General features: G+C 66.7%; 14 protein-coding genes and 1 other RNA gene. 3 read left to right on the top strand and 12 right to left on the bottom strand.

What is annotated here, in order from left to right; all coding sequences use genetic code 11:
- From ACLQ3C_RS08730 to ACLQ3C_RS08680, 11 genes are all read right to left on the bottom strand, one after another.
- Positions 1 to 502: hypothetical protein (locus ACLQ3C_RS08730; RefSeq protein WP_425704647.1), on the bottom strand; the 502-nt coding region annotated here is incomplete at its 3' end.
- A gap of 464 nt (positions 503 to 966) precedes the next feature.
- A complete protein-coding gene (locus ACLQ3C_RS08725; protein WP_425704646.1) occupies positions 967 to 1,863 on the bottom strand; it encodes a WXG100 family type VII secretion target in 897 nt (298 codons plus the stop codon).
- 402 nt (positions 1,864 to 2,265) lie between these two features.
- Positions 2,266 to 2,640: a transfer-messenger RNA gene (ssrA, locus tag ACLQ3C_RS08720) on the bottom strand.
- 121 nt (positions 2,641 to 2,761) lie between these two features.
- Entirely contained in the window at positions 2,762 to 4,126 is a 1,365-nt protein-coding gene (locus tag ACLQ3C_RS08715) for a glycoside hydrolase family 27 protein (RefSeq protein WP_425704645.1), read from the bottom strand.
- Between the two features lie 4 nt (positions 4,127 to 4,130).
- The gene (smpB, locus tag ACLQ3C_RS08710) at positions 4,131 to 4,604 is read right to left on the bottom strand and encodes an SsrA-binding protein SmpB (protein ID WP_425704644.1); all 474 of its coding nucleotides are present in this window, start codon (positions 4,602 to 4,604) and stop codon (positions 4,131 to 4,133) included.
- Between the two features lie 18 nt (positions 4,605 to 4,622).
- Positions 4,623 to 5,537, bottom strand: a complete 915-nt coding sequence (gene ftsX / locus ACLQ3C_RS08705; protein ID WP_425704643.1) for a permease-like cell division protein FtsX — start codon at positions 5,535 to 5,537, stop codon at positions 4,623 to 4,625.
- A gap of 77 nt (positions 5,538 to 5,614) precedes the next feature.
- A complete protein-coding gene (gene ftsE / locus ACLQ3C_RS08700; protein ID WP_425704642.1) occupies positions 5,615 to 6,301 on the bottom strand; it encodes a cell division ATP-binding protein FtsE in 687 nt (228 codons plus the stop codon).
- Positions 6,302 to 6,431: 130 nt separating this feature from the next.
- The gene (locus ACLQ3C_RS08695; protein WP_425704641.1) at positions 6,432 to 7,178 is read right to left on the bottom strand and encodes a hypothetical protein; all 747 of its coding nucleotides are present in this window, start codon (positions 7,176 to 7,178) and stop codon (positions 6,432 to 6,434) included.
- Positions 7,175 to 8,134 (bottom strand): mechanosensitive ion channel family protein, encoded by a 960-nt coding sequence (locus tag ACLQ3C_RS08690; RefSeq protein WP_425704640.1) that lies wholly within the window; start codon positions 8,132 to 8,134, stop codon positions 7,175 to 7,177. The genes ACLQ3C_RS08695 and ACLQ3C_RS08690 overlap by 4 nt, the downstream gene beginning before the upstream one ends.
- A 4-nt stretch (positions 8,135 to 8,138) precedes the next feature.
- On the bottom strand, positions 8,139 to 9,254 hold the full coding sequence (gene prfB / locus ACLQ3C_RS08685; RefSeq protein WP_425704639.1) for a peptide chain release factor 2: 1,116 nt from the start codon (positions 9,252 to 9,254) through the stop codon (positions 8,139 to 8,141).
- 18 nt (positions 9,255 to 9,272) lie between these two features.
- The gene (locus ACLQ3C_RS08680; protein ID WP_425704638.1) at positions 9,273 to 9,668 is read right to left on the bottom strand and encodes a hypothetical protein; all 396 of its coding nucleotides are present in this window, start codon (positions 9,666 to 9,668) and stop codon (positions 9,273 to 9,275) included.
- 45 nt (positions 9,669 to 9,713) lie between these two features.
- On the opposite strand from ACLQ3C_RS08680, the gene hisN reads away from it, so the two are divergent.
- Positions 9,714 to 10,502, top strand: coding sequence for a histidinol-phosphatase (gene hisN, locus ACLQ3C_RS08675; RefSeq protein WP_425704637.1), 789 nt, complete (start codon positions 9,714 to 9,716; stop codon positions 10,500 to 10,502).
- Positions 10,503 to 10,634: 132 nt separating this feature from the next.
- Positions 10,635 to 11,240 carry a L,D-transpeptidase family protein gene (locus tag ACLQ3C_RS08670; protein WP_425704636.1) on the top strand — a complete coding sequence of 202 codons (606 nt, stop codon included), beginning with the start codon at positions 10,635 to 10,637 and terminating at the stop codon, positions 11,238 to 11,240.
- A gap of 49 nt (positions 11,241 to 11,289) precedes the next feature.
- Here the strand turns inward: ACLQ3C_RS08670 and ACLQ3C_RS08665 are convergent, their stop codons facing one another.
- A complete protein-coding gene (locus tag ACLQ3C_RS08665) occupies positions 11,290 to 11,949 on the bottom strand; it encodes an MBL fold metallo-hydrolase (RefSeq protein ID WP_425704635.1) in 660 nt (219 codons plus the stop codon).
- Positions 11,950 to 12,130: 181 nt separating this feature from the next.
- On the opposite strand from ACLQ3C_RS08665, the gene ACLQ3C_RS08660 reads away from it, so the two are divergent.
- Positions 12,131 to 13,501: an acyl-CoA dehydrogenase family protein gene (locus ACLQ3C_RS08660; protein WP_425704634.1), complete on the top strand. Its 1,371-nt coding sequence runs from the start codon at positions 12,131 to 12,133 to the stop codon at positions 13,499 to 13,501.
- The last annotated feature ends 25 nt before the right edge of the window (positions 13,502 to 13,526 follow it).

Here is a 13,526-nt window from a genome sequence, read left to right as displayed (position 1 = left end):
CATCCCCCTCGAACGGCCGCGCCGACCCACCATCACCGGCACCACGATCCGCACCCGTATCACCCGCCGGACCATCCCGGCGAGCATCCCCGACCGACGGACGATCCACCGGCAGCGGCCCGCCCCGCTCACCCGGGCCACCCCCAGACACCGGCCGGGCGCCTTCCGGAACCCCCGCCGAAACCTGCGACCCCACACCACGATCCACGCCCGCACCCTCAACACCCACCGCCGACGACACCGACTCTGCCCGCACCGCCGTCAACATCCGCGGCACCCCCGCACCGTCAGGCCGCGCCGACACCACCGCACCCGACGCCGCCGGATGCTCCGCAATCGCCGACACCACCGGACGGCCCCCACCAACACCCGACCCAGCACCCGATCCGGCAGCCGCCGCACCACCCGACACCGAGCCCGCGCCCCCCGACACATGACCCGCCGCAGCGACCGCGGCGGGCGCCGCCGCACCCGCCGCGGCCGGCGCCGCACCCCCCGACATCGCCGCTCCCCCCGACGTCGCCGCTCCCCCCGAGGCCGACGCCGACGGCGTAGCCGCTGCAGTCGACGAACCCGATTGCACCCCAGCACTTTCCGAACCCCCGTTCACCAAAGGAGCAGTACTGCCCGCCCCCTCACCCGACGCCGCCACCGAACCCTCGGGATGAGGCTGCGCCTGCGGCACCCCAGAACCAGCAGCCCCCTCACCAGAATCCCCACCACCATGCGCAGCCCCCGCAGCCACCGACGACCCCTGACCCCCCACGCCACCGCCGGACGCAGCCGCCTCGGCGGGTACGCCGCCGGACACGATCGCGCCATCCAGGTGCCCAACAATTCCGTGATCACCCAACCCCGCCGCGTCCCCGTGTGCCGGCGAACCACCCACCACACCGGTAACCGATTCCCGCCCAGTCAACCCCGCAGTCAGCCCACCACCCTCAGGCTTCCCCGGCAACGAACCCATCAACGACGACCCAAAAAACCCGCAGCATTGAAATGCCCGCCGGTCAACAACATCGCCCCACCATTACCCGCCGCACCACTGACATAACCGATCACCCCACCACGAGCCAAAATCGCGGCCTTCGACGTGTTCTCGGAGACCTTCCCGAACAGCCGGTCAGCGAACTTACTCATCCCCACACTCGACACCCCGCCGATCGCCCCACCCAACGCATACGACTCCACCACCATGCCGAGCTGCTTCACATCGATCTCCGACCGATGCCCCTGCGACATCTGATAACCCTGAATACCGAGTTCCTGCACCACCCCCAACGCCGACCACTTCAACGTCTCAGCCACAATCTTGCCGACCGTGGTCTGAACCAACTCCTTGATCGTGGTCACCGCAACCGTCTTACCGACCTGCTCCACGATCTCCTTGATCAACGTGCGTTCCATCACCGCGATCGCCGCACGAGTAATCGCCTGAACAATCGGAATATCGGCCAACGACCCGCCACACGTCTCCCACGCATTAGCGAGCGCAAAAGCAATCTGCACCGCCGCAATACCCAACGACGCCAAAATCGTCAACTTCGTGTACTGGATCTGAGTACCCGTCGCCGACGCCAACTCAGCCAAACCATCCATACCCTCGGCCAACTTGTCGACCGCATAATCACCCGAGAACATCTTCGAGAACTCATCAGCAATCGCCTGCGCCGAAGCACCCTCGATCACCGACAACGTCTCCTGAGTAACCGAATTCAACTCCGGAACCAAATCCCGCAACCGATCAGCATGCGAACGCCACGAATCAGCGATACGCCACATCGCATCCTCATCACCCTGCGGCCACTTCTCACCAGCCAGATACGACACCCACTGCAACGACCCCGGAATCCCGATCGTCACAATGCAACCCCACTCGCGTGAGAACGAAGCTCAGAACAACCGTTCACATCCCCGCCGAGTCGCCACCCCATCACAGTGGCTCCCCCCACGACGCACAGCAACTCGTCGAACGCGAACCCGAGTCGCTCGTCCGCCACACTTCCCCCACCTAGGCGCCCTGCACAGTCGTCCGCAATACTTCCACAGCCGAATGACCGCCGCGAGCGGACCCCGACACAGTTGTCGAACCGCGGCCTCGGCCTGCTTCGTGGTCGAGCCCACCAGCACGGCGCCCGCGACACCGCGCCATGTCGGCGCCGGAGACAACATCGCCACCCGGGCGCTCGGCCACGCGATATGCTGGCACCCCGGGGACAGCGTCGACGAAAAAGCCCCCCACCTGCCTGAGCAGGTGAGGGGCTGCCGTGGAGCTGCCGGGAATTGAACCCGGGTCCTCCGTCGGGTCGGCGGGGCTTCTCCGTGTGCAGTTCACTATGTCTCTACTCGGATCTCCCGGTCACGTGAACCAGCCGAGATGACGATCCCAGTCGCTGTTGGTTGTCCCATCCGCACCCGCGACCGGTGCGAACGGTGAGCTCTCAGAGATGATGCCGGCACCGGACTTGAGAGCAGAGTCCGGGCCGACAGACTACGGGCCCGCTGTCAGGCAGCGAGGGCGTAGTCGCGCTGATTCTTATCGGCGCTTAATTGGTTGCCGCGACGCTTATACGGTGGTCTCTGGCCTGCACCGACACGCTTCCCCCGCCTCGGCGTACAGAGTCGAAACCGATCAGCCCCGAGACAGGTGTCCTCCGATCTCTCGGCGGACAGTCCATTGTAACAACTCGTCGTGTCCGGTTCATTCCCTTATCCCCGGATCGTCATGTCGCCGGATCGTCATGTCGCCGGATCGCCCGTGTCACTGGATCGACAGCACCACCGTGTCGTCGACCCCGACCCGCACGGTCAGTGCACCGTTCGCGGCCTGATACCGGCGGCCCGTCCACGCGTCGACGGCGGAGACCGACGCGTCGCCGGTCAGTCCGAGGCTGGAGAGGGTCACCGTCATGGTCCGCGGGTGATCGGCCCGGTTGGTCAACGACACGACCAGCCCCTTGGCACCGAGCGCGCGGCTCCAGATCTCCGGGTCGTCACCGACCACGGCGCCGGCCCGGACGCGCTCGTCCTGATCGATGCCGATGATCGCCTCGTTGGCCAGGATGTCGCGGGTGCGGGCGCTCATCGTCGTTAGGTCGTTGCCGGCCATCAGCGGCGCGGCGGTCATCGCCCACAGCGCCATCTGGGTGCGTTCCATCGCGGGGGTGAGCTGATTGCCGACCCCGACGACGAGTGAGTCCATGTCGAGGAAGCTGCCGTCGGTCACGCGAGCGCCGATCTTCGATACGGCGTCGATGATGTCGACGATGCCCTGATTTCCCGACGCCGGCGTGGAGGTGGCGCCGGGCGGCCGGGTGGTCCAGGCGGCGGTGATGTCGTTGGTGGCGCGCGTCGTCGTCGCCACTCCGCCCCAATCGAATTCGGCGCCGGGCACCGATCCGGCGACGCCGCTGTTGGGGTTGATGCTGTAGACCATCCGACGTCCGGTGGCCCGGATGGCGTCGCGCATGGCGGTGAACGACGCGACCTGATCGTCATGGTCGGCGTCGCTCGAGCACCAGTCGTATTTGACGAGGTCGACACCCCAGGAGGCGAAGGTGCGCGCATCGGTCGACTCGTGGCCGCCGCTGCCGGTGGCGCCCGGACGGGTACCGCCGAACTGGGCGCAGGTCTTGTCCCGCGCGCCGGCGTAGATGCCGAACTTCAGCCCGCGCGAATGCACGTATGCGGCCAATGCGGCCATCCCCGACGGGAATCGGGCCGGGTCGGCCGTCAATGCACCGGCTCCGTCGCGGGTGGGCGCCGACCAGCAGTCGTCGACGACGACGTATCGATACCCCTTGGCGGCCAGGCCCGTCGACACCAACGCGTCGGCCTGCGCGCGCACGATCTGCTCGGTGATGTTGCAGCCGAAGGTGTTCCAGCTGTTCCAGCCCATCGGCGGGGTGGCCGGCAGGCCGCTGATAGCGGGCGGGTTCCCGCCGATGCGGGCGTTGTTGTCGGCGGTGTTCGGTGCACAACCGAGGACCAGTGCCGTCAATGCCACCAGCACCAGAAGACCGCGCAATACCGGCCCGCGCAGCACCGGTCCCCGCAATACCGGTCCGTGCGGCATGACCAGACGACGGCCGGTGGCCCGGTGCGAGGGCGTCGAGGCCGTCAGCACCGGATCACATGCCCTTGACGCGCCGGCCGATCTCGCGGGCGACCTCGCGTTGCGCGGTGCGTCGCGCGATGTCCTGGCGTTTGTCGTGGGCCTGTTTACCGCGGGCCAACGCGAGTTCGACCTTGGCGCGGCCGTCGCTGAAGTACATCGACAGCGGCACCAGGGTCAGGTTGCCGTCGCGGATCTTGCCGATGAGGTTGTCGATCTCACTCCGGTGCATCAGAAGTTTGCGGTTGCGGCGCGGCGCGTGGTTGGTCCACGATCCGCTGCCGTACTCGGCGATGTTGAGCCCGCGCAACCAGACCTCGCCGTCGTCGATGGTGGCGAATGCGTCCACCAGCGACGCCTTGCCCTCACGCAGACTCTTCACCTCGGTGCCGAGCAAGGCGATACCCGCCTCGTAGGTGTCGAGGATCGTGTAGTTGTGTCGCGCCTTACGATTGGACGCGATCAGGTTGCGTCCCTTTTCTTTCACCATGTCGGTGGATTCACCTCCTCACTCGCGAACGTAGACACGCAGCGTGACATATCCGGTCACCGCTGCCAACACAATTCCGCCGATGACGAGCCACGGCGAGACGAACAACACGTCGCCCGCGGTCACTCTGGGCACGATGTTGACCCCATACAACCCGGCCAGCGCCCGGTCGAAGAAGAACACCTTTGCCAGGAACAGTCCGCCGACCGCCAACAATGATCCGATCAGCGCGGCGATCACCGCCTCGAGCAGGAAGGGCAGTTGGGTGTACCAGCGGGTCGCGCCGACGAGTCGCATGATCGACACCTCGGTGCGTCTGGTGAAGGCCGCGATCTGCACCGTGTTGACGATCAGCAGGATCGCGGCGACGGCCAGGATCGCGGCCACCGAGAATGCGGCATTTCGCACGCCGTCGAGAACCCCGAAGATGCGTTTCACCAATTCTCGCTGATCGAGTGCGCCTTCGACCCCGAGGTCTTGTCTGCCGGCAAACGCGTTGTACGCCTCGTCGAAGCGGTCGGCATCGGCCATCCGGACCTTGAACGACGCCTGCGAAAAGGTGTCCTGGGTGATCTGGTCGGCGATCTCCGGAGAGGTCTCGGCGAACATCTCCTTGGCCGCCTGATATCCCTCTTGCGCGCTGACGTAGGTGACCGACCCGACGCCGGCCTGTTTCTCCAGGTCGGCGCGCAAGGTGGTGCACGGTGCCTGCCGGCAGTTGGGGTCGGCCTTGGAAACGTCCTCGTTGAGAAAGAACTGCATCTCGACGCGGTCGAGGAAGATCTGTTGACTCTTGTCGGCCATCTGGATCACCAGCAGTCCCCCGCCGAACATGCCGAGCGTGATCGCGGTGGTGATGATCATCGCGGCCGTCATGGTCAGATTGCGGCGGAAGCCGTTGAAGACCTCACTGAAGATGAAATTGGCTCGCATCGGATGTCCTTTGGTCGTCGTGGTGGCCTCGGTGACGGGTCGCTGGTCACGCACACGTGCGGATCGCGACGACGGCGTCAGCCGATGCCGTAGACGCCTTGCTCGTCGTTACGTACCAGTCGTCCGTTGTCGAATTCGAGGACCCGCCGGCGCATGGCGTCGACGATGTGCCGGTCATGGGTGGCCATCACGACGGTCGTGCCCCGCCGGTTCACCCGGTCGAGGACGTCGACGATCTCCTCGCTGGTCTCCGGGTCGAGGTTCCCGGTCGGCTCGTCGGCCAAGAGCACCAACGGCCGGTTGGCGATCGCGCGTGCGATGGCCACACGCTGCATCTCGCCGCCGGAGAGCTCGTAAGGCATGCGTTCGAGCTTGCCCTCGAGACCCACGTAGTCGAGCACCTCGGGCACGACCTTGCGGATCATCGACGGTGGCTTGCCGATCACCTCCAGCGCGAACGCGACGTTGTCGGCGACCGACTTCTGCTGCAGGAGCCGGAAATCCTGGAACACGCAACCGATCGACTGCCGCAACTTGGGCACGAGCCGGCTCTTGAGCGTGTTGACGTGGAAGTCGCCGACGTAGACGTTGCCCCTGGTGGGCTTGTCCTCCTTGAGCAGCAGCCGGAAGAAGGTCGACTTCCCCGAACCCGACGGCCCGATGAGGAATGCGAACTCGCCCTTCTCCACCTCCAGAGACAGCTCGGCCAGAGCCGGCCTACTGGCGGCTTTGTACTTCATCGTGACGTTGTCCAGCGTGATCACAGGGAGCAGTGTAACGACGACGCCTGAGAAGCCCGCTCAGGCGCACGTGGGGCGCGCCGCGATCCGAACCGGTCCGATCAGACGGTTCGAGAATGCCTGTTCATCGCCTCGCGAGGCCCGGCCTGCTGCATCATCGCGAGGGCACCGTCGTGGTCTCGGTCGTGGTCTCCCATGGCATTTGGAACCCGGGGACGATGCCGTTGGTCGGAGTGGTCGGTTGCCCTGATCCGGTTTCCGATACCGGACCGCCGCCCGAGCCGGGCCGGCTCGGCCCCGACGACGCGCCCGAGGACTCACTCGAAGACGAAGGCGACGACGACGTGCTCGACGAGGGGGTGGTGGACAATCTACTGAAGGTGGGCTCGGTGGTGCGGACGACCTGACGCGGCGCGTTGACCGGCTCGGGTGGCGGAGCATATCGCTGCGAGGTGTACCCGTAGATCACCCAGCACACGATGAACATCACGATCAACACGGTGGTGCTGGTCCTGATACGTGTGTGATAGAGATGCCCCCAGTTGCGTGCGCGCCACGCGCTGCGGTGCCGGCCGCCGCCGTTGTCGCCGCCCGCGGTGACCGGCCGTTCGCCGGCCTGCGTGGGTTCGGCCTGCGTGGGTTCGGCCTGCGTGGGTTCGGTCTGCGTGGGTTCGGTCTGCGTGGGTTCGGCCTGTGTGGGCTGGGCGTGCTCGCCCGCCGATTCCTCGGGGCCACCGCTCTGCTCGGCCGGGTGCTGGGGCGTGGAGGGTCCCGGGATCACCGGTATGGGGTCGGTGGCGGCGGGATCTCCGCGCCTGCCGACTTCCGGGCCGGGCCCGGATGCTCGCCTTTCATCCGGGATCTCGTCGTCGCGCCCGGGCCCGCCTTGGTGATGGGTCATGTCTGCTCACCTCGGCCGACGGGGTCGGCGGCGTGGGTTGCCGGCGGTCCGGCAGCCGCTTGAGCGTCGCGACCCGGTGCCACGCTGATGCCCTCCCGGGCGAGCGCGCGGACGATCGCGATCCGCAGCGCACGACTGACCTCGAACTGTTTGCCGGGCAGGGTCCGCGCCACCATGCGCACGGTGACCGAGTCGAGTTCGAGATCGGTCACGCCCAGCGAGGACGGCGCGTCGAGAAGCAGATCGTGCCACCTGGTGTCGTCGTAGAACTGTTGACCGACCCGGTCGAGCGTCTCGTTGGCCAGTCCGATGTCGGCCTCGGCCGGCACCGGCACGTCGACCACCGCGCGCGCCCAATCCTTCGACAGGTTGGTGGCCTTGATGATCTGCCCGTTGGGGACGGTGATGACCTCACCCTCGCTGGTACGCAGTTTGGTCACGCGCAGGGTCACGTCCTCCACGGTGCCATCGGCCTCACCGTTACCGGTGGTGGTCAGACTCACCACGTCGCCATAGCCGTACTGCTTCTCGGCGACGACGAAGAACCCGGCCAAGATGTCCTGTACGACGCGCTGGGCACCGAAACCGAGCGCCGCACCGATCACCGCTCCCGGTCCGGTCAGACCGGTGATCGGGATGTTGAGGATCACCAGGAAGCGGATCAGGACCACGATGATCACCGCGACGATGAGCACCCACGCCACGACGTCGACGAGGGCGCGCCGATGTTTGGAGTCCTCGGTCTGAACGATCAGATCACTGTTGTGGAAGCTGCTGTCGACGCGCGCGGCGTACTTGTCGGCCGTCCAGCGGATGAGCCGGATGACGATGAGGCCACCAAGCGTCCAGGTGACCATCTGCAACCCGTTGGTCACCAACCAGACGTAGATGGATCCGATCAGCTGTCGGGTGGCGTCCTGCGGGTTCGCCGCCGCCAGCAACTCAGGCGCCGACATCAACTCAAGCGCCGACATCGGCCATTCGCCAGCGGATACCCGCCTCGATGAACTGGTCCAACTCGCCGTCGAGTACGGCGGTCGGGTTGTTGCTCTCCACGTTGGTCCGCAGATCCTTCACCATCTGATAGGGGTGCAGGACGTAGGACCGCATCTGATTGCCCCAGCTCGATCCGCCGTCACCCTTGAGTGCGTCGAGTTCGGCGCGCTCCTCTTGGCGTTTGCGTTCGAGCAGTTTGGCCTGCAGCACCCGCATCGCCGACGCCTTGTTCTGCAGCTGACTCTTCTCGTTCTGACAGGTGACGACGATGCCGGTGGGCAGATGCGTCAACCGCACCGCGGAGTCTGTGGTGTTGACCGACTGACCGCCGGGGCCCGACGACCGGTAGACGTCGACCTTCACCTCGTTCTCGTCGACGTCGATGTGGTCGGTGGTCTCGACGACCGGCAGCACCTCGACCTCGGCGAATGAGGTCTGACGCCGTCCCTGGTTGTCGAACGGGCTGATGCGGACCAACCGGTGGGTCCCCTGCTCGACCGAAAGCGTGCCGTACATGTAGGGGGCCTTCACGGCGAACGTGGCCGACTTCAGACCCGCCTCCTCGGCGTAGGAGGTGTCGTAGACATCGACCGAGTAACCGTGCTGTTCGGCCCAGCGCACATACATCCGCATCAGCATCAGCGCCCAGTCTGCGGCATCGACGCCACCGGCGCCCGACCGGATGTTGACCAGCGCATCGCGCTGGTCGTATTCGCCCGCGAGCATCGTCTTGACCTCCATCGCGGCGATGTCGGTACGTAGGCTCTGCCGCTCGGCGTCGGCGTCGGCGAGTGCGGCGGTGCGGTCGTCGCCCTCCTCCGATTCGGCGAGTTCGTAGAGCACCGGCATGTCCTCGACCCGCTGGCGTAGTTCGGTGACCCGGCGCAGTTCCGCCTGCGCGTGGGAGAGCTCGCTGGTGACCTGCTGCGCGTGCTCCTGGTTGTTCCACAACTCGGGGTCGGAGGCCTGCATCTCGAGTTCCTCGATGCGGCGGCGCAGTTCATCGACGTCGAGCACCTTCTCCACGGTCGTGAGAGTGGCGTCGAGGGATTCGAGATCTGCGGTCACATCGGGATGCACGGTTACTCAGGGTACCGGCTACCGGGCCGGTGGTGGCATCTCGCCCGGACCGGGCGCCTGCGGCGGCAGTTCGCCGAAATGCCAACTGGTCTCGGCCTTACCCGGCTTGTAGACGACCGGATGGTACGAGCCGATCTGCGGCCACGGCTGGCCGTCGGCGAGCACCAACGTGCCGTATACCTCGGCCGGTTCGGTACCGGGACCGATGATGGTGCCCGAAACGGTGCAGTACGCGTCGCCCTTGCTGTCGGCCTCGGGCCGATCACTGACACCGGTCACGGTGAGCCGGCCCTGCACGAGTCCGGCGCCGCCGCGCGCCCCGCCGCCGAACCCGACCCGGCGGCCACGCATCTGCATGATCATCGCGACGGCGATGACCGCCAGGAGGATGGCAATCGTCACGGTGATCCACATGCGGCCAAGCTTACCGGGGAGATCAGCCGCGTTAGGCTGTCGCGCGTGACGACCATCCCCGACACCGATCTCGATCTCGCGCTGTCGTTGGCCGCAGCGGCCGACGAGCTGACGATGTCACGCTTTGGCGCCCTCGATCTGCAGGTGACGCGCAAACCCGACCTCACCCCGGTCTCTGACGCCGACCTCGCCTGCGAACGGATGATCCGCGATCGGCTGGCGCAGGCACGCCCCGACGACGAGGTACTCGGCGAGGAGTTCGGTGGCGAGGCCGCGCTGACCGGACGGCAGTGGGTGATCGACCCGATCGACGGCACCAAGAATTTCGTGCGCGGGGTGCCGGTGTGGGCGACGCTGATCGCGCTGCTCGTCGACGGGATTCCGGTGCTCGGCGTCGTCTCCGCACCGGCGTTGCGGCGCCGCTGGTGGGCGCAGGACGGCGCGGGCGCGCACGCGGAATTCGACGGCCGGACGCGTGCGCTGTCGGTGTCGCAGGTGGGTGAGGTGCCGTCGGCCAGCCTCGCGTTCTCGAGCCTGTCCGGCTGGGCCGACGCCGGTATCCGCGAGCAGTTCCTCGCACTGACCGACAAGGTCTGGCGTGTGCGTGGTTACGGCGACTTCTTCACCTATTGCCTGGTCGCCGAGGGTGCCGTGGACATCGCCGCCGAACCGGAGGTATCGCTGTGGGACCTCGCACCCCTCGACATCCTGGTCCGCGAGGCGGGCGGGCGGTTCACCGCGCTCGACGGGGCCCCGGGGCCGCGCGGGGGCAGCGCGGTGGCCACCAACGGATTGCTGCACGACGCGGTACTCGGCGCTCTGCGTCCACGCTGAGAGTCCCCCGGCGGCGACATCAAGCGCGCGGCCTCGGTATCTCGACGGCGGCGTAACGTCGGTCGCATAAGCGATACCGGGCGTGCACGGCAGCACGCCGAGGCGGAGATTCGGCGTAACTGGAGACTCGGCGTGACACGATTCGATCGTTCCCGACGCGGTTCGAGCGCGGCGCTTGTGCGGCACGGGTGGCTCGTACTACTGATTCTCACCGCCACCGTGATCACCGTCTTCTCGGTGATACGCCTCGGCTACGGTGCCGACAATTCGTCCCCCGCGCGCGCCGAGGACCGCCAACCGGTGTCGACACCCGAGCCGAATGCCACCGACGTGCCGGCGAAGCCCGATCCATGCGCAGGCAATACCGAACCGCGGCGGGTGACGGTGAGCATCTCCGCGCAGGACCTGTGGTTCTGTGAGCGGGACAAGGTGATCCGCTACTCGCCGGTCACCACCGGGACCGCCGAGCATCCGACGCCCACCGGCTCGTGGCGCATCCTCTACCACGAAACAGATCGGGACCTGTCCGGCCCCGGCTACGTCGTGTTCGTCCGTTATTGGCTTCCGTTCTCCGGCGACTTCGGATTTCACGACTCGCCGTGGCAGAAGTTCCCGTACGGCGACCGCGACCGGTACAAGACCTCCGGTTCACAAGGCTGCGTCCACGTGCCGGAGCCGACGATGGCCGCACTGTATGACTGGGCGGGCGACGGGACTGCGGTGACCGTCATGGCGTGATGGTGACCAAATACACTGCCGCCCAACAGTATTCAGAATTCGGATGAGGTCAGAGGCTGCTCGGCGCCTCTGGGTCGAGAACCCGGAATTCCGTTGCGCCGTCCTTCATCTCCGACAGCCGCGCGTAGTGGATGCCGGTGCCCGCGTCGGAGAGGATCGCCTGGTGGATCGGCACCGCGACGCGCGGCGCCATCGCGCGCAGGTAGTCCACCGATTCACTGAGTTTCATCCACGGTGCCGCCGACGGCAGTGCGAGCACGTCGATCGCCTCGAACGGGATGTAGAAGGCGTCGCCCGGATGCATGAACCGGCCGGCGCCCGCCGCCGAGTCGAGGATGTAGGCGATGTTGTCGACGACCGGGATCTCCGGATGGATCACCGCGTGCCGGCCACCGGTCATCCGCGCGGTCACCGTGCCGATCTCCACCTGATGCCCGGGGTGCGCCGCGGTCCACTCCCCGGCCGAGTCGGCATCGTTGAGTTGCGTGGCGGTCTGCGGGTCGGCAAAGCGCAGGGCCTGCGGATTGCCTGCGATCAGGTCGGGCAGCCGGGCGAGATCACAGTGGTCGGGATGCTGATGGGTGATCAGGATGGCGTCGAGTCCGGTGATCCCCTCGAATCCGTGCGACATGTTGCCCGGATCGAACAGGATCTTCTTTCCCTCGAGTTCGACCAGGAGACACGAGTGACCGAAGTGCGTGAGATGCATGGTCTCCACTGTGCTCCCGCACCCACCGCGGTGCCAGCCATCCGCGCTCCCGGCGTTGCGCACCGCGGACGTGACAAACTTCTTACCGCAGAGTAAGGTGCCATCTTACTGCCGGGTAAGATAGTGTTCCGGAGCCGGACCCTGCATCAATTGCTCTATACCACTGCGAGAAATGGTGAACATGTCAACTCACACCGAACCCCGCGACACCTCCGCCGTCGGGAAGAATCGGCATCCACGCAACTTCATCGGCACCGCGATGCGTGTGCTGACCACCGTGACCGGCTCCGAGTTCGCCGAGAAGTATCAGATCCGCGAGCCGATCAACCGGATCGCGTACCAGGCCACCAAGACCGGATTCCAGACCCTCGGCGCTGCCAACCGCGCATTCCAGAAGGTCCAGGGCGGCTCCGCACCGGCCAAGCGCCTGACCACCACCCCCAAGGGCTACTTCAACCTCAACCCCGACGACGAACAGCAGATGATCGCCGAGACGGTCAAGGAGTTCGCCGAGGAGATCCTGCGTCCGGCCGCCTATGACGCCGACGCCGCGGCCGCCGCGCCCGAGGAGATCGTCAAGCGTTCCGCCGAGCTCGGCATCACCATGATCAACGTGCCCGAGGAGTTCGAGGGAGCGGCCACCGAGCGCGGAGTGGTCACCAACGCGCTGGTCGCCGAAGCCATGGCCTACGGCGACATGGGTCTGGCGCTGCCGCTGCTCGCGCCGAGTGGCGTGGCCACCACGCTGACCAACTTCGGCAGCGACGGCCAGCAGAAGACCTACCTGCCCGACTTCGCCGGTGAAAGCGTTCCGCAGTCGGCCGTCGTGATCGCCGAGCCGCGGCCGCTGTTCGACGCATTCTCCTTGCAGACCAAGGCAACTCGCGTGCCCAGCGGGTACCGGCTCAACGGTGTGAAGTCGTTCGTCCCGGCCGCAGGCTCCGCCGAGCTGTTCATCGTCGGCGCCCAGCTCGACGGCCGGCCCGCGCTGTTCATCGTCGAGTCCGACACCAAGGGCCTGATCGTCGAGGCCGACCCCGGCATGGGCGTGCGCGCTGCCGGCATGGGGCGCCTGCTGCTGCAGGATGTCGCGGTACCCGAGACCGCGCTCGTCGGTGAGCAGACCGGCGACGCGGCATTCGCCGCTTACCGCGACGTCGTGCGTCTGTCGCGTCTGGGCTGGTCGGCGCTGGCCGCCGGCACCGCCAAGGCCGTCCTCGACTACGTCATCCCCTACGTCAACGAGCGCGAGGCCTTCGGCGAACCGATCTCCAACCGGCAGGCCGTCGCCTTCATGGTCGCCACGATCGCCACCGAACTCGACAGCATCCGTCTGGTCACGCTGCGCGGTGCATCGCGCGCCGAGCAGGGTCTCTCGTTCGCCCGTGAGGCGGCACTGGCCCGCAAACTGACCATCGACAAGGGCCTGCAGATCGGGCTCGACGGCATCCAGCTGCTCGGTGGGCACGGCTTCACCAAGGAACATCCGGTCGAGCGCTGGTACCGCGACCTGCGTGGCGCGGGCATCGGCGAGGGCATCGTCGTCCTCTGACGACGCCAGAACCAGCGAGGTAGAA

The organism is Gordonia sp. DT30 (genome assembly GCF_049844915.1).
Taxonomy (GTDB): domain Bacteria; phylum Actinomycetota; class Actinomycetes; order Mycobacteriales; family Mycobacteriaceae; genus Gordonia.
The sequence above is the reverse complement of the archived record's forward strand: the minus strand, read 5'-3'. Positions and strand labels throughout refer to the sequence as shown.